The 21,145-nt window shown below is 52.2% G+C and carries 14 protein-coding genes; 8 read left to right on the top strand and 6 right to left on the bottom strand.

Going from position 1 to position 21,145, the window contains the following annotated elements; genetic code table 11:
• Window positions 1–34: 34 nt before the first annotated feature.
• The 7 genes from cmoM to gloC all read left to right on the top strand — a co-directional run bounded on the left by cmoM (window position 35) and on the right by gloC (window position 10,795).
• A complete protein-coding gene (gene cmoM / locus HUZ68_RS08375) occupies window positions 35–820 on the top strand; it encodes a tRNA uridine 5-oxyacetic acid(34) methyltransferase CmoM (RefSeq protein WP_033815688.1) in 786 nt (261 codons plus the stop codon).
• Window positions 817–2,139: a chromosome partition protein MukF gene (gene mukF / locus HUZ68_RS08380; RefSeq protein ID WP_001288850.1), complete on the top strand. Its 1,323-nt coding sequence runs from the start codon at window positions 817–819 to the stop codon at window positions 2,137–2,139. Before cmoM ends, mukF begins: the two co-directional genes overlap by 4 nt.
• Window positions 2,120–2,824: a chromosome partition protein MukE gene (gene mukE / locus HUZ68_RS08385; RefSeq protein ID WP_001295347.1), complete on the top strand. Its 705-nt coding sequence runs from the start codon at window positions 2,120–2,122 to the stop codon at window positions 2,822–2,824. Before mukF ends, mukE begins: the two co-directional genes overlap by 20 nt.
• Window positions 2,824–7,284, top strand: a complete 4,461-nt coding sequence (gene mukB / locus HUZ68_RS08390) for a chromosome partition protein MukB (protein WP_021577209.1) — start codon at window positions 2,824–2,826, stop codon at window positions 7,282–7,284. Before mukE ends, mukB begins: the two co-directional genes overlap by 1 nt.
• A gap of 260 nt (window positions 7,285–7,544) precedes the next feature.
• The gene (gene ldtD / locus HUZ68_RS08395) at window positions 7,545–9,392 is read left to right on the top strand and encodes a L,D-transpeptidase (RefSeq protein ID WP_021577210.1); all 1,848 of its coding nucleotides are present in this window, start codon (window positions 7,545–7,547) and stop codon (window positions 9,390–9,392) included.
• Between the two features lie 180 nt (window positions 9,393–9,572).
• On the top strand, window positions 9,573–10,121 hold the full coding sequence (mepK, locus tag HUZ68_RS08400; protein WP_001295932.1) for a peptidoglycan L,D-endopeptidase MepK: 549 nt from the start codon (window positions 9,573–9,575) through the stop codon (window positions 10,119–10,121).
• Window positions 10,122–10,147: 26 nt separating this feature from the next.
• Window positions 10,148–10,795: a hydroxyacylglutathione hydrolase GloC gene (gloC, locus tag HUZ68_RS08405; protein WP_001109487.1), complete on the top strand. Its 648-nt coding sequence runs from the start codon at window positions 10,148–10,150 to the stop codon at window positions 10,793–10,795.
• Between the two features lie 50 nt (window positions 10,796–10,845).
• On the opposite strand, the gene aspC is transcribed toward gloC, so the two are convergent.
• From aspC to pncB, 4 genes are all read right to left on the bottom strand, one after another.
• On the bottom strand, window positions 10,846–12,036 hold the full coding sequence (aspC, locus tag HUZ68_RS08410) for an aspartate transaminase (protein WP_000462687.1): 1,191 nt from the start codon (window positions 12,034–12,036) through the stop codon (window positions 10,846–10,848).
• A 184-nt stretch (window positions 12,037–12,220) separates the two neighbouring features.
• Window positions 12,221–13,294, bottom strand: a complete 1,074-nt coding sequence (gene ompF / locus HUZ68_RS08415) for a porin OmpF (RefSeq protein WP_000977905.1) — start codon at window positions 13,292–13,294, stop codon at window positions 12,221–12,223.
• Between the two features lie 601 nt (window positions 13,295–13,895).
• Entirely contained in the window at window positions 13,896–15,296 is a 1,401-nt protein-coding gene (gene asnS / locus HUZ68_RS08420) for an asparagine--tRNA ligase (protein ID WP_000117881.1), read from the bottom strand.
• A gap of 169 nt (window positions 15,297–15,465) precedes the next feature.
• Window positions 15,466–16,668 carry a nicotinate phosphoribosyltransferase gene (gene pncB, locus HUZ68_RS08425; protein WP_001307697.1) on the bottom strand — a complete coding sequence of 401 codons (1,203 nt, stop codon included), beginning with the start codon at window positions 16,666–16,668 and terminating at the stop codon, window positions 15,466–15,468.
• Window positions 16,669–16,933: 265 nt separating this feature from the next.
• On the opposite strand from pncB, the gene pepN reads away from it, so the two are divergent.
• Window positions 16,934–19,546 (top strand): aminopeptidase N, encoded by a 2,613-nt coding sequence (pepN, locus tag HUZ68_RS08430; RefSeq protein WP_021577212.1) that lies wholly within the window; start codon window positions 16,934–16,936, stop codon window positions 19,544–19,546.
• A gap of 42 nt (window positions 19,547–19,588) precedes the next feature.
• Here pepN and ssuB read toward each other — a convergent pair whose 3' ends face one another.
• Both ssuB and ssuC read right to left on the bottom strand, forming a co-directional pair.
• A complete protein-coding gene (gene ssuB / locus HUZ68_RS08435; protein WP_021577213.1) occupies window positions 19,589–20,356 on the bottom strand; it encodes an aliphatic sulfonates ABC transporter ATP-binding protein in 768 nt (255 codons plus the stop codon).
• Window positions 20,353–21,144, bottom strand: coding sequence for an aliphatic sulfonate ABC transporter permease SsuC (gene ssuC, locus HUZ68_RS08440; RefSeq protein ID WP_000235203.1), 792 nt, complete (start codon window positions 21,142–21,144; stop codon window positions 20,353–20,355). The genes ssuB and ssuC overlap by 4 nt, the downstream gene beginning before the upstream one ends.
• Window position 21,145: the final 1 nt, after the last annotated feature.

The following is a 21,145-nucleotide window of genomic DNA, read 5'->3' on the forward strand; positions in this document are numbered from 1 at the left end:
CAGAAAACGTCTTAGCCAACCGGTGGAGAAAGCAATGCAGGATCGCAATTTTGATGATATTGCGGAAAAGTTTTCCCGTAACATTTACGGCACCACCAAAGGGCAGCTTCGACAGGCTATTCTGTGGCAGGATCTCGATCGCGTGCTGGCGGAAATGGGGCCGCAAAAACTGCGTGTGCTGGATGCGGGCGGTGGAGAAGGGCAGACCGCAATCAAAATGGCCGAGCGCGGGCATCAGGTCATTTTATGCGATCTTTCTGCGCAGATGATCGACCGCGCAAAACAGGCGGCAGAAGCAAAAGGTGTGAGCGACAACATGCAATTTATACATTGCGCCGCTCAGGATGTTGCTTCGCATTTGGAAACGCCCGTTGATCTGATATTGTTCCATGCGGTGCTCGAGTGGGTGGCTGATCCCCGCAGCGTATTGCAGACCCTGTGGTCAGTGTTGCATCCAGGCGGCGTGTTGTCGTTAATGTTCTACAATGCGCATGGTTTGTTGATGCATAACATGGTCGCCGGGAATTTTGATTACGTGCAGGCGGGAATGCCGAAAAAGAAAAAACGGACGCTTTCGCCAGATTATCCACGCGACCCGGCGCAGGTTTATCTGTGGTTGGAAGAAGCTGGTTGGCAAATTATGGGTAAGACAGGCGTTCGCGTGTTTCATGATTATCTGCGCGAGAAGCACCAGCAGCGCGACTGCTATGAAGCATTACTTGAATTAGAAACGCGTTATTGCCGTCAGGAACCGTATATTACCCTGGGGCGTTATATTCATGTCACCGCGCGCAAACCGCAGAGCAAGGATAAAGTATGAGTGAATTTTCCCAGACAGTCCCCGAACTGGTTGCCTGGGCCAGAAAAAATGACTTCTCCATTTCGCTGCCGGTAGACCGACTCTCTTTTCTGCTGGCGGTTGCCACGCTGAACGGCGAGCGTCTGGATGGTGAGATGAGTGAAGGCGAGCTGGTGGATGCATTCCGCCATGTGAGTGATGCGTTTGAGCAAACCAGCGAAACCATCGGCGTGCGCGCCAATAACGCGATCAACGACATGGTGCGTCAACGTCTGCTGAACCGCTTTACCAGCGAGCAGGCAGAAGGGAACGCAATTTACCGTCTGACGCCGCTCGGCATCGGCATTACTGACTATTACATCCGTCAGCGCGAGTTTTCTACGCTGCGCCTCTCTATGCAGTTGTCGATTGTGGCGGGTGAGCTCAAACGCGCAGCAGATGCCGCCGAAGAGGGCGGTGATGAATTTCACTGGCACCGTAATGTTTATGCGCCACTGAAATATTCGGTAGCAGAAATTTTCGACAGTATCGACCTGACGCAACGTCTGATGGACGAACAGCAGCAGCAGGTGAAGGACGATATCGCCCAGTTGCTGAACAAAGACTGGCGGGCGGCGATTTCCAGCTGTGAATTGTTGCTTTCGGAAACTTCCGGAACGCTGCGTGAATTGCAGGATACGCTGGAAGCGGCAGGCGACAAATTGCAGGCTAATCTGTTGCGCATTCAGGATGCGACGATGACCCATGACGATCTGCATTTTGTCGATCGTCTGGTGTTCGATCTGCAGAGCAAACTCGACCGTATTATCAGTTGGGGCCAGCAATCCATAGACTTGTGGATTGGCTACGACCGCCACGTACACAAATTTATCCGTACCGCAATCGATATGGATAAAAACCGCGTCTTTGCTCAGCGGTTACGTCAGTCGGTACAAACCTATTTTGATGAGCCGTGGGCGCTAACTTATGCCAATGCCGATCGTCTGCTGGATATGCGTGACGAAGAGATGGCACTGCGCGATGAAGAAGTGACTGGAGAACTTCCTGAGGATCTGGAGTACGAAGAGTTTAACGAGATCCGCGAACAACTGGCGGCGATCATCGAAGAACAACTCGCCGTGTACAAAACCAGACAAGTGCCGCTGGATCTTGGTCTGGTGGTACGCGAATATCTGTCACAGTATCCGCGTGCACGTCACTTTGACGTTGCGCGCATTGTTATTGATCAGGCGGTACGTCTTGGCGTAGCGCAAGCAGATTTCACCGGACTGCCAGCGAAATGGCAGCCGATTAATGATTACGGAGCCAAGGTACAGGCGCATGTCATCGACAAATATTGAACAAGTGATGCCGGTTAAGCTGGCGCAGGCGCTGGCGAATCCGTTATTTCCGGCGCTGGACAGCGCCTTACGTTCAGGCCGCCATATTGGCCTCGACGAACTGGATAATCATGCATTCCTGATGGATTTTCAGGAATATCTGGAAGAGTTTTACGCGCGTTATAACGTTGAGCTTATTCGTGCACCGGAAGGGTTCTTCTATTTACGTCCACGTTCCACCACGCTGATCCCTCGTTCCGTCTTGTCGGAACTGGATATGATGGTCGGGAAAATCCTCTGTTATCTCTATCTCAGCCCGGAACGGCTGGCGAATGAGGGGATTTTCACCCAGCAGGAACTGTACGACGAACTGCTCACCCTGGCCGATGAAGCGAAACTGCTGAAACTGGTGAACAACCGTTCAACCGGTTCAGACGTTGACCGTCAGAAGTTGCAGGAAAAAGTACGTTCTTCGCTCAACCGTCTGCGTCGTTTAGGTATGGTGTGGTTTATGGGCCACGACAGCAGCAAGTTCCGCATTACCGAATCGGTGTTCCGCTTCGGAGCCGATGTGCGTGCTGGCGACGATCCCCGTGAAGCACAGCGTCGCCTGATTCGTGATGGCGAAGCAATGCCGATTGAAAATCATCTGCAACTCAACGATGAAACCGAAGAGAATCAGCCAGATAGCGGAGAGGAAGAATAATGATTGAACGCGGTAAATTTCGCTCACTGACGCTGATTAACTGGAACGGCTTTTTTGCCCGAACTTTTGACCTTGACGAGCTGGTCACGACGCTTTCTGGCGGTAACGGGGCGGGTAAATCCACCACGATGGCGGCGTTCGTTACGGCGCTGATTCCCGACCTGACCCTGCTGCATTTCCGTAACACTACGGAAGCCGGGGCCACCAGCGGTTCGCGCGATAAAGGTCTGCACGGTAAGCTGAAAGCGGGTGTCTGTTATTCGATGCTCGACACCATTAACTCGCGCCACCAGCGCGTGGTGGTCGGTGTGCGTCTGCAACAGGTTGCCGGACGCGATCGTAAAGTGGATATCAAACCATTTGCCATTCAGGGACTGCCGATGTCGGTGCAGCCGACACAGCTGGTGACCGAAACTCTGAACGAACGCCAGGCGCGCGTGCTGCCGCTTAACGAGCTGAAAGACAAGCTCGAGGCGATGGAAGGCGTGCAGTTTAAACAGTTCAACTCCATTACCGATTACCACTCGCTGATGTTCGATCTGGGCATCATCGCGCGTCGTCTGCGCTCCGCATCTGACCGTAGCAAATTCTATCGTCTGATCGAAGCTTCGCTGTATGGCGGGATCTCCAGTGCCATTACCCGTTCTCTGCGCGACTACCTGTTGCCGGAAAACAGCGGCGTGCGTAAAGCGTTCCAGGACATGGAAGCGGCGCTGCGTGAAAACCGCATGACGCTGGAAGCGATTCGTGTCACCCAGTCGGACCGCGACCTGTTTAAGCATCTGATTAGCGAAGCCACCAACTACGTGGCGGCGGACTACATGCGTCACGCCAACGAGCGCCGTGTCCATCTCGATAAGGCCCTGGAGTTTCGTCGCGAACTACATACTTCGCGTCAGCAACTGGCGGCGGAGCAGTACAAACACGTCGATATGGCGCGTGAGCTGGCAGAGCACAACGGTGCCGAAGGCGATCTGGAAGCGGATTATCAGGCGGCCAGCGATCACCTGAACCTGGTGCAAACCGCACTGCGTCAGCAGGAGAAGATCGAACGCTACGAAGCGGATCTCGATGAGCTGCAGATCCGTCTGGAAGAGCAAAACGAAGTGGTGGCAGAAGCCATCGAACGCCAGGAAGAGAACGAGGCTCGTGCGGAAGCTGCCGAACTGGAAGTGGACGAGCTGAAAAGCCAGCTTGCTGACTACCAGCAGGCGCTGGACGTCCAGCAAACGCGCGCGATCCAGTATAACCAGGCGTGTGCTGCGCTTAATCGTGCCAAAGAACTGTGCCATCTGCCGGACTTAACCGCCGACAGCGCCGCCGAATGGCTGGAAACCTTCCAGGCGAAAGAGCTGGAAGCGACTGAAAAAATGCTCACTCTTGAGCAGAAAATGAGCATGGCGCAAACCGCGCACAGCCAGTTTGAGCAGGCTTATCAGCTGGTGGTGGCAATCAACGGCCCGCTGGCGCGTAACGAGGCTTGGGATGTCGCCCGCGAACTGCTGCGCGAAGGGGTCGATCAGCGTCACATGGCAGAGCAGGTTCAACCGTTGCGGATGCGCTTAAGTGAACTGGAACAGCGTCTGCGCGAGCAGCAAGAAGCTGAGCGTCTGCTGGCAGATTTCTGCAAACGCCAGGGCAAGAATTTTGATATCGACGAACTGGAAGCCCTGCATCAGGAGCTGGAAGCGCGTATTGCCTCTCTTTCCGATAGCGTGTCTAACGCCCGCGAAGAGCGTATGGCACTGCGCCAGGAGCAGGAACAGCTGCAGTCTCGCATTCAGAGTTTGATGCAGCGTGCACCGGTTTGGCTGGCAGCGCAAAACAGTCTCAACCAGTTGAGTGAACAGTGCGGCGAAGAGTTCTCCTCCAGCCAGGACGTCACTGAATATCTGCAACAGTTGCTGGAGCGTGAGCGCGAGGCGATTGTTGAACGCGATGAAGTAGGCGCGCGCAAAAACGCCGTCGATGAAGAGATCGAACGTTTAAGCCAGCCTGGCGGCTCTGAAGATCAGCGTCTGAACGCGCTGGCGGAGCGTTTTGGTGGTGTGCTGCTGTCAGAAATTTATGACGACGTTAGCCTGGAAGATGCGCCGTACTTCTCAGCGCTGTATGGCCCGTCACGCCACGCCATCGTGGTGCCAGATCTGTCACAGGTAACCGAACACCTGGAAGGTTTGACCGATTGCCCGGAAGATCTCTATTTGATCGAAGGGGATCCGCAGTCATTCGATGACAGCGTGTTCAGCGTTGATGAGCTGGAAAAAGCGGTAGTGGTGAAAATCGCCGATCGTCAGTGGCGTTATTCACGTTTCCCGGAAGTGCCGCTGTTTGGTCGTGCTGCGCGTGAAAGCCGTATTGAAAGCCTCCATGCCGAGCGTGAAGTGCTTTCCGAACGCTTCGCCACGCTCTCCTTTGATGTACAGAAAACCCAGCGTCTGCATCAGGCGTTCAGCCGCTTTATCGGCAGTCATCTGGCGGTGGCGTTTGAGTCTGACCCGGAAGCAGAAATCCGTCAACTGAACAGCCGTCGCGTCGAACTGGAGCGGGCGTTGAGTAATCATGAAAATGATAACCAGCAGCAGCGTATTCAGTTTGAGCAGGCGAAAGAAGGCGTTACGGCGCTGAACCGCATTCTGCCGCGTCTCAACCTGTTGGCTGATGACAGCCTGGCGGATCGCGTCGATGAAATCCGAGAACGTCTGGATGAAGCCCAGGAAGCCGCGCGTTTTGTTCAGCAGTTTGGCAATCAACTGGCGAAACTGGAACCGATCGTTTCGGTATTGCAGAGCGACCCGGAACAGTTCGAACAGTTAAAAGAAGATTACGCGTACTCTCAGCAGATGCAGCGCGATGCCCGTCAGCAGGCGTTTGCCCTGACGGAAGTGGTGCAGCGTCGTGCGCACTTTAGCTATTCTGACTCGGCAGAAATGCTGAGCGGTAACAACGATCTCAACGAAAAACTGCGTGAACGTCTGGAACAGGCGGAAGCGGAGCGTACCCGCGCTCGCGAAGCGTTGCGCGGTCACGCAGCGCAGTTGAGTCAGTACAACCAGGTGCTGGCTTCGCTGAAAAGTTCGTATGACACCAAAAAAGAGCTACTCAACGATCTGCAACGTGAATTGCAGGATATCGGCGTGCGTGCTGATAGCGGGGCAGAAGAGCGGGCGCGTATTCGCCGTGACGAGCTGCATGCGCAACTGAGCAATAACCGTTCACGCCGAAATCAACTGGAAAAAGCGCTTACCTTCTGCGAAGCGGAGATGGACAACCTGACCCGCAAACTGCGCAAGCTGGAGCGTGATTACTTTGAGATGCGCGAGCAGGTAGTGACCGCGAAAGCGGGCTGGTGTGCAGTCATGCGCATGGTGAAAGATAACGGCGTTGAACGCCGCTTACACCGTCGTGAGCTGGCTTATCTCTCCGCTGATGATTTGCGTTCCATGTCGGATAAGGCGTTAGGTGCGCTGCGTCTGGCGGTGGCGGATAACGAACATCTGCGCGACGTGCTGCGCATGTCGGAAGATCCGAAACGTCCGGAGCGTAAAATTCAGTTCTTCGTGGCGGTTTATCAGCATCTGCGTGAACGTATTCGTCAGGATATTATTCGTACCGATGATCCGGTGGAAGCTATCGAACAGATGGAGATCGAACTTAGCCGTCTGACCGAAGAGTTAACCTCCCGTGAACAGAAACTGGCGATCAGTTCCCGCAGCGTGGCGAACATCATTCGCAAAACCATTCAGCGCGAACAGAATCGTATCCGTATGCTCAACCAGGGGTTGCAGAACGTATCGTTTGGTCAGGTGAACAGCGTACGTCTGAACGTGAACGTGCGTGAAACGCACGCCATGCTGTTGGATGTGCTCTCTGAACAGCACGAGCAGCATCAGGATCTGTTTAACAGCAACCGTCTGACCTTCTCGGAAGCGCTGGCGAAATTGTATCAGCGTCTTAATCCGCAGATTGATATGGGGCAGCGCACGCCGCAGACCATTGGCGAAGAACTGCTGGATTACCGCAACTATCTGGAAATGGAAGTTGAGGTTAACCGTGGTTCCGATGGCTGGTTGCGCGCAGAGTCTGGTGCATTGTCGACCGGTGAGGCGATTGGTACCGGTATGTCGATTCTGGTGATGGTGGTACAAAGCTGGGAAGATGAATCTCGCCGCCTGCGCGGTAAAGATATCTCTCCTTGCCGCCTGCTGTTCCTCGATGAAGCAGCGCGACTGGATGCTCGTTCTATCGCCACGCTGTTTGAATTGTGTGAACGTTTGCAAATGCAGCTCATCATCGCAGCGCCGGAAAATATCAGCCCGGAGAAAGGCACCACCTATAAACTGGTGCGTAAAGTCTTCCAGAATACCGAACACGTTCACGTCGTCGGCCTGCGAGGATTTGCGCCGCAACTCCCTGAAACGCTTCCAGGAAGTGACGAAGCGCCTTCTCAGGCGAGTTAAAATTAAGGCGGCAGCAATGCCGCCTTTTCTTTTTCCGAAAACTCCGTTTCTGCACTAAAAAAGTGGCACATTACGGCGCGCTTTTCTTTAAACTTCTTTACATTAGGTTATGTAAAAACGTATCGGCGTTTATATACTGAAGATAAGCCTGATGAGTAACAGGCTTGCTCGTCATACTTTCGTGAGTATTGGCGTTGTACAGGCAAGTCGTAAAATAACAGCCTGGCTATTCAGAGTATGATAAAAACAGGGGGCAAGGGATGTTGCTTAATATGATGTGTGGTCGTCGGCTGTCGGCAATCAGTTTGTGCCTGGCCGTAACATTCGCTCCACTGTTCAATGCGCAGGCCGATGAGCCTGAAGTAATCCCTGGCGACAGCCCGGTGGCTGTCAGTGAACAGGGCGAGGCACTGCCGCAGGCGCAAGCCACGGCAATAATGGCGGGGATCCTGCCATTGCCTGAAGGTGCGGCAGAAAAAGCCCGCACGCAAATCGAATCTCAATTACCCGCAGGTTACAAGCCGGTTTATCTTAACCAGCTTCAACTGTTGTATGCCGCACGCGATATGCAACCCATGTGGGAAAACCGTGATGCTGTTAAAGCCTTCCAGCAACAGCTGGCAGAGGTGGCGATTGCTGGTTTCCAGCCGCAGTTTAATAAATGGGTAGAGTTACTGACCGATCCTGGTGTTAACGGGATGGCACGTGACGTGGTGCTCTCTGATGCGATGATGGGCTATCTCCATTTCATTGCAAATATTCCGGTCAAAGGCACTCGCTGGCTATATAGCAGTAAACCTTATGCGCTTTCAACGCCGCCGCTTTCGGTGATTAACCAATGGCAGCTAGCGCTGGATAAAGGTCAATTGCCTACGTTTGTTGCAGGACTGGCACCGCAGCATCCGCAATATGCGGCGATGCATGAATCGTTACTGGCCTTACTCAGTGACACCAAACCGTGGCCCCAACTGACCGGCAAAGCAACGTTGCGCCCAGGGCAGTGGAGTAACGACGTACCGGCGTTGCGCGAAATATTGCAACGCACAGGCATGTTGGACGGGGGGCCGAAAATTACTCTACCTGGCGATGACACGCCAACTGACGCGGTAGTCAGCCCATCCGCTGTTACTGTTGAAACAGCAGAAACTAAGCCGATGGACAAGCAAACGACGTCTCGTAGTAAACCTGCGCCTGCCGTTCGTGCCGCCTACGATAATGAACTGGTGGAAGCCGTTAAACGTTTTCAGGCATGGCAAGGATTGGGGGCAGATGGTGCTATTGGCCCGGCAACGCGTGACTGGTTAAACGTAACGCCCGCCCAGCGTGCTGGCGTGTTGGCACTCAACATCCAGCGATTGCGCTTGCTGCCAACAGAGCTTTCTACCGGGATCATGGTTAACATTCCGGCCTATTCGCTGGTCTACTATCAGAACGGCAATCAGGTGCTGGATTCGCGAGTCATTGTCGGTCGCCCCGATCGCAAAACGCCGATGATGAGCAGTGCCCTTAACAACGTAGTGGTAAACCCGCCGTGGAACGTACCACCAACTCTGGCACGCAAAGATATTCTGCCGAAAGTGCGCAACGATCCGGGATATCTCGAAAGCCATGGCTATACGGTGATGCGCGGCTGGAACAGCAGAGAAGCGATTGACCCATGGCAGGTTGACTGGTCTACAATCACGGCCTCGAATTTACCGTTTCGCTTCCAGCAGGCTCCAGGCCCACGGAACTCGCTGGGGCGCTATAAATTCAATATGCCGAGTTCAGAGGCCATTTATTTGCATGACACGCCGAACCACAATCTGTTCAAGCGTGATACACGCGCATTGAGCTCAGGCTGTGTACGAGTGAATAAAGCTTCCGATCTGGCGAATATGCTGTTGCAGGATGCAGGCTGGAATGACAAACGTATTTCTGATGCGCTGAAGCAGGGTGATACACGTTACGTCAATATTCGGCAGTCGATTCCGGTGAATCTCTACTACCTGACGGCCTTTGTTGGTGCAGATGGTCGTACCCAGTATCGTACAGATATTTACAATTATGATCTGCCTGCGCGATCCAGCTCGCAAATCGTATCGAAAGCGGAACAATTAATCAGGTAAATGAAGTAGTTCGGGGAAATCAGTTGTCGTAATAATTAGCATGATTGGGGGTGATTCTCTGCAGCCCCCGTCACTGCTGGGGTTGAGTCATCTTGACGTCTGCTTTACGGGCGGTTAAGGTGCCTCTTGTGCGCCAGAAGTGCATATAAACGATAACATTGACCTGTAGACTTGATTATCATGGACAAATTCGACGCTAATCGCCGCAAATTGCTGGCGCTTGGTGGCGTTGCACTCGGTGCCGCCATCCTGCCGACCCCTGCGTTTGCAACACTCTCTACCCCACGCCCGCGCATTTTGACACTCAATAATCTTCATACCGGAGAGTCAATCAAAGCGGAGTTTTTCGATGGCAGAGGCTATATTCAGGAAGAATTGGCAAAACTTAACCATTTTTTCCGCGATTACCGCGCGAACAAAATAAAGTCCATCGACCCAGGATTATTCGACCAGTTGTATCGCCTGCAAGGGTTGTTAGGCACGCGCAAACCGGTGCAACTCATTTCCGGTTATCGTTCCATTGATACCAACAATGAACTACGCGCCCGCAGCCGTGGAGTAGCGAAGAAAAGCTATCACACTAAAGGCCAGGCGATGGATTTCCATATTGAAGGTATCGCGTTAAGCAATATTCGCAAAGCCGCGTTATCTATGCGCGCAGGTGGTGTAGGATATTACCCACGTAGTAACTTTGTGCATATTGATACTGGGCCAGCACGGCACTGGTAGTAATTGCTTAACGAAACAGGGGCAGTATGAACTATCGTATTATTCCGGTCACCGCATTCTCCCAGAACTGTTCATTGATCTGGTGTGAACAAACCCGCCTGGCCGCACTGGTCGATCCTGGCGGCGATGCGGAAAAAATCAAACAGGAAGTTGATGACAGCGGCCTGACACTGATGCAGATCCTGCTGACGCATGGTCATCTGGACCACGTTGGCGCAGCGGCGGAACTGGCGCAACATTACGGCGTGCCGGTTTTTGGTCCGGAAAAAGAAGATGAGTTCTGGCTGCAAGGCTTGCCTGCGCAAAGTCGTATGTTTGGTCTGGAAGAGTGCCAGCCGCTGACGCCAGATCGTTGGCTGAACGAAGGCGATACCATCAGCATAGGGAATGTGACTTTACAGGTGTTACATTGCCCTGGGCATACGCCGGGTCATGTCGTGTTTTTTGATGATCGGGCAAAGCTGCTGATTTCTGGCGATGTTATTTTCAAAGGCGGAGTAGGGCGCAGTGACTTCCCGCGTGGCGATCATAATCAACTGATTTCTTCAATCAAAGATAAATTGCTGCCACTGGGGGATGACGTGACATTTATTCCGGGTCACGGACCATTATCCACACTTGGTTATGAACGCCTGCATAATCCCTTCCTGCAAGACGAAATGCCCGTCTGGTAAGGCACACATAAAAAAGCCCGCTTTTCAGCGGGCTTCATTGTTTTTAACGCTTACAGCACTGCCACAATCGCTTCGCACAGCGGAGCCATGTTATCTGGTGTCATCCCGGCCACGTTTACGCGACCAGAAGCAACAGCATACACGCCAAACTCTTCGCGCAGACGCAGCACTTGTTCTTTTGTCAGGCCACTGAAGGAGAACATGCCGTTCTGTTTGATGATAAAGCTGAAGTCGCGGTTTGCGCCTTTTTCCTGCAGCGTATTGACGAATAACTGACGCATACGCTGAATACGCTGGCGCATATCAGTCAGCTCTTGTTCCCAAATCGCACGTAACGCATCGTTGCTCAGGATGGTGGCAACAACAGAAGCGCCGTGTGCTGGTGGGTTAGAGTAGTTAGCGCGAATCGCCGCTTTCATTTGGCTGAATGCGCGATCAACGGTTTCACTGTCGGCAGCAACCAGAGTACAAGCGCCAACACGCTCGTTGTACAGGCCAAAGTTTTTAGAGTAGGAACTGGCAACAATCAGCTCTTTATGCATAGCTGCGAAAGCGCGCAGTCCTTCAGCATCTTCTTCCAGACCACGGGCAAACCCCTGGTAAGCGAAGTCAAACAGCGGTAACCAGCCTTTCTCAACGGAGAGTTGTGCCAGTGTCTGCCATTGTTCCAGCGTAGGGTCGATACCGGTTGGGTTATGGCAGCAGCCATGGAACAGCACTACATCGCCAGCCTGAGCTTCGTTCAGACTGTTAATCAGTGCATCGAAGTCAAGGGTGTGATTTTCCGCGTCATAATAAGCGTATTCACGAACTTCCAGACCTGCAGAGTTAAAGACGCTCTTATGGTTCGGCCAGCTTGGGTTGCTCACCCACACACGCTTAACGCTGGTATTTTTTGCCAGGAAATCGGCAGCCACGCGTAGTGCGCCAGTGCCACCCGGAGTCTGTGCCGTGCGAGCACGTTTGTCATTGATCAGGGCGCTACCTTTACCAAACAGCAGTTCCTGAGTGCAGCGACCAAATTCAGGGATGCCGTCAATGCCGAGGTAATTTTTGGTGGTTTCATTTTCGAGCAGATACTGTTCAGCCTTTTTCACGCTGGTCAGTACCGGGGTTTTGCCCGTCTCATCTTTATAGACACCAATCCCGAGGTTAATTTTGCCGGGACGTTCATCGGCACGAAACAGATCGGCCAGGCCCAGAATCGGGTCGGCAGGAGCGGCGGTAATGTTCTCAAACATGACGAGGTTCCATTATGGTTACAGAAGGGAAGTCCGCTATCAGGGTAACGGGAGATTTACAAAATTCCAACTATTACTGATGAAAACGCAGGCTGTTTTTGCAAGACGTGAGATTGCTCTGGAAGGCATAAAAAAAACAGGACCAACGTCCTGTTTTTTCGGCATTTAACAAAGAGGTGTGCTATTAGAACTGGTAAACGATACCCACAGCAACGGTGTCGTCAGAACCTACGCCCAGTTTGTTGTCAGAATCGATCTGGTTGATGATGTAGTCAACATAGGTGGACATGTTTTTGTTGAAGTAGTAGGTTGCGCCCACTTCAAAGTAGTTCACCAGATCAACATCACCGATACCTTCTACGTCTTTCGCTTTAGATTTGGTGTAAGCGATGGACGGACGCAGACCGAAATCGAACTGGTATTGCGCAACTAACAGAACGTCTTGCGTTTTGTTGGCGAAGCCGCCTTCAATTGGCGTAGCGTTACGGGTTTCACCGTAGTTCGCTGCCAGGTAGATGTTGTTCGCGTCATACTTCAGACCAGTTGCCCACTGTTCAGCTTTTTTACCCTGACCGCGGAATTCGGCTTCCTGGGCGTCGGTACGGTCTGCTGCACCGTAAGCACCTACGATACCAAAGCCTTCGAATTCGTAGCTGATAGAGCCACCGACGCCGTCGCCGTTGGAACGCTCAGGAATACCAGCACGTTCGTTTTTGCCCAGGTACTGAACGGCAAAGTTCAGGCCGTCAACCAGACCGAAGAAGTTGGAGTTACGATAGGTAGCAACGCCGCCTACACGACCAACGAAGAAGTCATCGCTGTATGCCGTGTCACCGCCAAACTCAGGCAGCATATCGGTGTAACCCAGTGCGTCGTAAACCACACCGTAGTTACGACCGTAGTCGATAGAACCCGCATCAGCGAATTTCAGACCTGCGAATGCCAGACGAGTTTTGTTACCTTTCTGGGCATCAGCGCCTTCAGAGTTGTTACCCTGGAAGTTATATTCCCACTGACCATAACCGGTCAGATCGGAATTGATTTGTGTTTCCCCTTTAAAACCAAGACGGGCATAAGTTTTGTCGCCGTTTCCGCCGTAACTGTTTACACCATTGTCTTTAGAAAAATAATGCAGACCGACAGCTTTACCGTACAGATCTACTTTGTTGCCATCTTTGTTATAGATTTCTGCAGCGTTTGCAGTACCTGCTACTAACAGAGCAGGGACGATCACTGCCAGAATATTGCGCTTCATCATTATTTATTACCCTCATGGTTTTTTTTATGACACCTGCCACTGCCGTCAATAATTTCTGTCAATAAAAATTTACGGAACTATTGATGAGAGTTTGGTGTCTTTATGTGTCTGCAGGCATCTTTCCATTCAAACTAACGTTTCGCTACCGTGAAAGTGCTACAAAGATAAAGATTTAGTTTCAAAAAGAAAAAATATGTAACTAAAAGTAAAAATTAAGGAACTTTGTGAACACCGTCATATTTCCATAGAGGCGTGATGATATTTACAGCAATTTTTATCTATTTATATGATTTCCTTATATTTAAATTAACTAAACGGAAATTTTGTTTCTGATGGAAACTTTATCGACCTGGCACAAAATCCTCTTTCAGACATCCAGAATGCCAAAAAATAGTATGAAAATTGTGCTATCAGCTAAGAAAAAACTAATCCGCAATAAGAATGCGGGTTATTTTTTGTGCGTAAATGTTGCAATGTAATATTCCGTAACAGGATGATCGTTATGGCGGGGTTGCAAATAGATTGATTGACTTAACAAACAGATAACTTGACAGAAAGGATAAAAAAGAGCCAGCGGGTGCTGGCTCTTGTAGACGCTAAATTAGAAGCTGGCGTTACGCGGAGTACGTGGGAACGGAATCACATCACGTACGTTTTGCACGCCAGTTACGTAAGCAATCAGGCGTTCAAAACCAAGACCGAAACCTGAATGCGGAACAGTACCGTAGCGACGCAGATCGCGATACCACCAGTAATCTTCTTTATTCAGGCCCATTTCCAGCATACGCTCGTCCAGCACGTCCAGACGTTCTTCACGCTGGGAACCACCAATAATCTCACCGATGCCCGGAGCCAGAACGTCCATAGCCGCAACGGTTTTACCGTCTTCGTTAAGGCGCATATAAAACGCTTTAATATCTTTCGGGTAGTTTTTAACCACTACCGGTGCTTTAAAGTGTTCTTCCGCCAGATAACGCTCATGCTCAGAAGAGAGATCGACGCCCCAGTAAACCGGGTTTTCAAACTTCCTGCCGCAGTTTTCGAGAATGGTCACTGCGTCGGTGTAATCCACCTGCGCAAAATCGGCTTCAATGAAGCGTTCCAGACGTGAAACGGCATCTTTATCTACGCGTTCAGCGAAGAATTTCATGTCGTCTGCGCGTTCTTCGAGAACCGCTTTGAAGACATATTTCAGCATGGCTTCAGCCAGACCCGCGATATCGTTCAGGTTAGCAAACGCCACTTCCGGCTCCAGCATCCAGAATTCCGCCAGGTGACGGCTGGTGTTGGAGTTTTCAGCACGGAAAGTCGGGCCGAAGGTATAAATTTTGGACAATGCGCAAGCGTAGGTTTCGCCGTTCAATTGGCCAGATACGGTCAGGAAAGACTCTTTACCAAAGAAGTCTTTGTCGAAATCCACTTTGCCCTGATCGTTACGCGGCAGGTTTTCCAGATCCAGCGTAGAAACGCGGAACATTTCGCCTGCACCTTCGGTATCAGATGCGGTAATCAGTGGCGTTGAAACCCAGAAGAATCCCTGCTCGTTAAAGAAGCGATGCAGCGCCTGCGCCAGCGTATGACGAACGCGCGCGACGGCACCAATCAGGTTTGTGCGCGGACGCAGGTGAGCGACTTCACGCAGATACTCAATGCTGTGGCGTTTTGCCGCCATCGGGTAAGTGTCTGGATCTTCAACCCAACCAGCAACTTCAACCTTGCTGGCCTGAATTTCAAATTGTTGCCCCTGGCCCGGCGACGCCACGACTTTACCCGTCACAATGACCGAGCAGCCGGTGGTCAGACGCAGGACGTCTTCATTGTAATTGGGCAGAGAATTATTGATGACAGCCTGTACAGGATCAAAGCAGGAACCGTCATAAACGGCGAGGAAGGAGATGCCAGCTTTTGAATCTCGGCGGGTACGTACCCATCCGCGTACGGTGACTTCGCTGTCAACGGCTACGCGGCCCTGGAGTACGTCGGCTACAGGCACAACGCTCATAATATTCTCTCTGTTAATAGTCGGAAAAAATAAACACTTGTCCACCCGTAAATGGGGGGGATACCTATGTTACCTGGCATCTGCAATCAGACAAGCAGAATTCGCAAATGCAGCGAAAGATTTCGGAATTAAAGGTAAAAAAAGGGAGCCGATTAGCTCCCTGATGATATTAACTGGCTTTTTTAATATGCGGAAGGTCGAACGCTTTGCGCAGCGCCCGAACAAACGCTTTATCATGGCAGATAGTTTTGCCAGGGCTGTCAGAAAGTTTCGCCACCGGTTTACCGTTACACTCTACCAACTTAATCACAATATTCAGGGGTTTTACCTGAGGGATATCGCAGGTCAGGCGAGTCCCAATACCAAAACTTAATTGCACGCGGGAAGAGAAGTGGCGGTATAGCTCAACCGCTTTGCGTAAATCCAGATTGTCAGAGAAAACCAGCGTTTTACTCTGTGGATCAATTCCCAGCTTTTCATAATGTGCAATGGCTTTTTCACCCCATTCAACCGGGTCGCCAGAGTCATGACGCAGGCCCTGATACCGACTAGCGAACTCGACACCGAAATCACGCAGGAAAGCATCCATAGTGATGCAGTCGGTTAATGCAATGCCAAGTTGGTCGGGATACTCTTCCAGCCAGGCAGCAAGTGCAGCTCGCTGGCTGTTGGCTAGATCCGGGCTGATTTGCTGATGCGCCTGGAACCATTCGTGTGCCTGTGTTCCCATCGGCGTGAGGGAAAGCCGACGCGCCAGATCGTAGTTGCTGGTGCCCACGAACCAGGATTCCTGTTGCAGACGCTTAACGATGGTTTCTTGTACTTCGCGAGAAAAACGGCGACGGGTGCCAAAATCCATCAGATGGAAGCGCGACATATCAAGACCGGCGGTTAATGCCGAGAAGTCGACTAATTTGCTTTCCAGCGTGTCGAGGGCTTGCGCAACGTCGGCCTGCGGTGAGCGATAGCGATGTACCATTTCACTGATAACCGCCAGCAAAGGAACTTCCCAGAGGATGACTTCACGCCACGGGCCGCTTAAACGAATATCCAGCTTGCCATTATCGTTGGACACGGTGACTTGTTCCGGGTTAAAGCGGAACTCGCGTAGCCAGTTAAGATAGTCGGCCTTAAAGAAAGGCAGGGCAGAAAGCCACTGATATTCATCATCCTGCAGGCGCAGGTGCTGCATCGCCTGAACCTGTTCACGAATAGCATCGGCATAAATACCCAGCAGATCGTCACCTCGGCAACGAAACTCCGCCGCGACATGCACATCGTAATAGTGATGAAACACGGCTTGCTGCATATGCAACTTATAAGCATCTGTATCCAGCAACGAGTGCAGAACAGGAGAAGCGAATTGTGTCATAGGTGCGCAGTAGCGTCCTCGTACAGGAGCGTTTAGTACAATAAACATCTTCAGGAACTGCTGGAGTATACCTTGTTTCGCAATTTATTGAACCCCGATCACACCATATGCCACCTTTCTGGTCGATGGCATTACGCGGTGTATGTTATAAAAATGTAGCAATAAAGGCGTTTGTACCTGAAAAGATGAAGATTCTGCATAGCGCGATTTACGCAACAGGAATAGACTGAACACCAGACTCTATAAAAGATGCTAAAGGTTATTTATGACTCAACAGCCACAAGCCAAATACCGTCACGATTATCGTGCGCCGGATTACCAGATTACTGATATTGACTTGACCTTTGACCTCGACGCGCAAAAGACGGTCGTTACCGCGGTCAGCCAGGCTGTCCGTCATGGTGCATCAGATGCTCCGCTTCGTCTCAACGGCGAAGACCTCAAACTGGTTTCTGTTCATATTAATGATGAGCCGTGGACCGCCTGTAAAGAAGAAGAGGGCGCACTGGTCATCAGTAATTTGCCGGAGCGTTTTACGCTTAAGATCATTAATGAAATAAGCCCGGCGGCGAATACGGCGCTGGAAGGGCTTTATCAGTCAGGCGATGCGCTTTGCACCCAGTGTGAAGCCGAAGGTTTCCGCCATATTACGTATTATCTCGACCGCCCGGACGTGCTGGCGCGTTTTACCACCAAAATTATTGCCGATAAAATCAAATATCCCTTCCTGCTTTCCAATGGTAACCGCGTTGCGCAAGGCGAACTGGAAAACGGACGCCATTGGGTACAGTGGCAGGACCCGTTCCCGAAACCGTGCTACCTGTTTGCGCTGGTGGCAGGCGACTTTGATGTACTGCGCGATACCTTTACCACGCGTTCTGGTCGCGAAGTAGCACTGGAGCTGTACGTCGATCGCGGCAACCTTGATCGCGCGCCGTGGGCGATGACCTCGCTGAAAAACTCCATGAAATGGGATGAAGAACGCTTTGGCCTGGAGTATGACCTCGACATCTATATGATCGTCGCGGTGGATTTCTTCAATATGGGCGCAATGGAGAATAAGGGGCTGAATATCTTTAACTCCAAATATGTGCTGGCCCGCACCGATACCGCCACCGACAAAGATTACCTCGATATTGAACGCGTTATCGGCCATGAATATTTCCATAACTGGACCGGTAACCGAGTGACCTGCCGCGACTGGTTCCAGCTCAGCCTGAAAGAAGGTTTAACCGTCTTCCGCGATCAGGAATTCAGCTCTGACCTTGGTTCCCGCGCGGTAAACCGTATCAATAATGTGCGCACCATGCGCGGATTGCAGTTTGCGGAAGACGCCAGCCCGATGGCGCACCCAATCCGCCCGGATATGGTCATTGAGATGAACAACTTCTACACCCTGACCGTTTACGAGAAGGGCGCGGAGGTGATTCGCATGATCCACACCCTGCTTGGCGAAGAAAATTTCCAGAAAGGGATGCAGCTCTATTTCGAGCGTCATGATGGTAGCGCAGCGACCTGTGACGATTTTGTGCAGGCGATGGAAGATGCGTCGAATGTCGATCTCTCCCATTTCCGCCGTTGGTACAGCCAGTCCGGTACGCCGGTTGTGACCGTCAAAGACGACTACAATCCGGAAACCGAGCAGTACACCCTGACCATCAGCCAGCGCACGCCAGCCACTCCGGATCAGGCAGAAAAACAGCCGCTGCATATTCCGTTTGCCATCGAACTGTATGATAACGAAGGCAAAGTGATCCCGTTGCAGAAAGGCGGTCATCCGGTGAATTCCGTGCTGAACGTCACCCAGGCGGAACAGACCTTTGTTTTTGATAATGTCTACTTCCAGCCGGTGCCTGCGCTGCTGTGCGAATTCTCTGCGCCAGTGAAACTGGAATATAAGTGGAGCGATCAGCAACTGACCTTCCTGATGCGTCATGCGCGTAATGATTTCTCCCGTTGGGATGCGGCGCAAAGTTTGCTGGCAACCTACATCAAGCTGAACGTCGCCCGTCATCAGCAAGGGCAGCCGCTGTCTCTGCCGGTACATGTGGCTGACGCTTTCCGCGCGGTGCTGCTCGATGAGAAGATTGATCCGGCGCTGGCGGCAGAAATCCTGACGCTGCCTTCTGTCAATGAAATGGCTGAACTGTTCGATATCATCGACCCGATTGCTATTGCCGAAGTACGCGAAGCACTCACTCGTACTCTGGCGACTGAACTGGCGGATGAGCTGCTGGCTATTTACAACGCGAATTACCAGAGCGAGTACCGCGTTGAGCATGAAGATATTGCAAAACGCACTCTGCGTAATGCCTGCCTGCGCTTCCTTGCTTTTGGTGAAACGCATCTGGCTGACGTGCTGGTGAGCAAGCAATACCATGAAGCAAACAATATGACCGATGCGCTGGCAGCGCTTTCTGCGGCGGTTGCTGCACAGCTGCCTTGCCGTGACGCGCTGATGCAGGAGTACGACGACAAGTGGCATCAGGATGGTCTGGTGATGGATAAATGGTTTATCCTGCAAGCCACCAGCCCGGCGGCGAATGTGCTGGAGACGGTGCGCGGCCTGTTGCAGCATCGCTCATTTACCATGAGCAACCCGAACCGTATTCGTTCGTTGATTGGTGCGTTTGCGGGCAGCAACCCGGCAGCGTTCCATGCCGAAGATGGGAGCGGTTACCAGTTCCTGGTGGAAATGCTTACCGACCTCAACAGCCGTAACCCGCAGGTGGCTTCACGTCTGATTGAACCGCTGATTCGCCTGAAACGTTACGATGCCAAACGTCAGGAGAAAATGCGCGCGGCGCTGGAACAGTTGAAAGGGCTGGAAAATCTCTCTGGCGATCTGTACGAGAAGATCACCAAAGCACTGGCTTAAAAAATAACCGAATGGCGGCAATAGCGCCGCCATTCGGGGATTTTACCCCTGTTTTCTCAGGCGAGTTTCAGACTCACCACGCTGCATTACCCGTTGCAACACTTCCGATTCCAGCTCCGCTAATCGCACCGACCCTAATCGACGCGGACGAGGGATATCCACTGTCAAATCCAGACCAATTTTTCCCTCTTCAATTAATAACACCCGGTCAGCCATTGCTACCGCTTCGCTCACATCATGCGTCACCAACAGTACGGTAAAGCCGTGCTCCTGCCAAAGTGACACAATCAAATCCTGCATCTCGAGTCGCGTTAAGGCATCCAGCGCCCCGAGCGGTTCATCAAGCAACAATAAACCCGGTCGATGAATCAACGCTCTTGCCAGCGCCACTCGCTGTTTCTGCCCGCCAGAAAGTGCGGCAGGCCATTCCCCGGCGCGATTCTCCAGTCCTACCGCAGCCAACGCCCGATGCGCGGCATCGCGCCACTGGCCTTTAAGGCCTAACCCAACGTTATCAATCACCGATTTCCACGGTAGCAGACGCGCATCCTGAAACATCATTCGCGTGTCTTCCTGAATTTCAGCCAGCGGTGTGGTGCCTGCTAACACATCGCCAGCGGTTGGCGTTTCCAGACCTGCCAGCAGGCGCAGCAGGGTACTTTTGCCACCACCGCTGCGGCCCACCACCGCCACAAACTGACCTGCCGGAATATGTAAATCCAGTTGGTTCAGGACGATATTTTCCGCGTAATGTTTGCTTACTGCATTGAGCAACAATGGCGTGCCCTGGTTCAGACGAGCAGTATTCATACCGTGGCCTCCTTCAAATGATAAGCCGGGTTCCAGCGCAACCAGAGGCGCTCTAACAGCTGCGCGCTGACGTCAGCCAGTTTGCCGAGCAGGGCGTAAAGAATAATGGCGACCACCACCACGTCCGTTTGCAAAAACTCCCGCGCATTCATCGCCAGATAACCAATGCCTGAATTGGCAGAAATGGTTTCGGCAACAATCAGCGTCAGCCACATCAGGCCCAACGCAAAACGCACGCCGACCATAATTGAGGGCAGGGCACCAGGCAGGATCACATGGATAAACAGCGGTATGCCGGATAATCCATAGCTACGCGCCATCTCCACCAACCCGCGATCGATATTACGGATGCCATGCCAGGTGTTGATATAAATGGGGAATAGCGTACCGAGCGCCACCAGAAAGATTTTTGCGGATTCATCAATGCCAAACCACAAAATCACCAGCGGGATCAGCGCCAGATGCGGCACGTTGCGCAACATCTGAATTGAGGTATCCAGCAGCCGTTCTCCCCAGCGAGATAGCCCGCTAATCAGTCCCAAAATCAACCCCAGCGATCCGCCAATTGAAAAGCCAATCAGCGCCCGCCAGGAGCTGATCGCCAGATGCTGCCACAGTTCGCCGCTGGCGGAGAGCGTCCAGAACGCCGTCACCACTCCTTCCGGTGAAGGCAAAATACGCGTCGACAGCCAGCCAACTGAGGAGGCCAGTTGCCACACCGCCACGATGCCCACCGGTAAAAACCAGGGGGCAACGCGCAATAACCACTTCTTCACTGGCGTTGCCATC

It is taken from the genome of Shigella dysenteriae, assembly GCF_022354085.1.
Taxonomy (GTDB): domain Bacteria; phylum Pseudomonadota; class Gammaproteobacteria; order Enterobacterales; family Enterobacteriaceae; genus Escherichia; species Escherichia coli.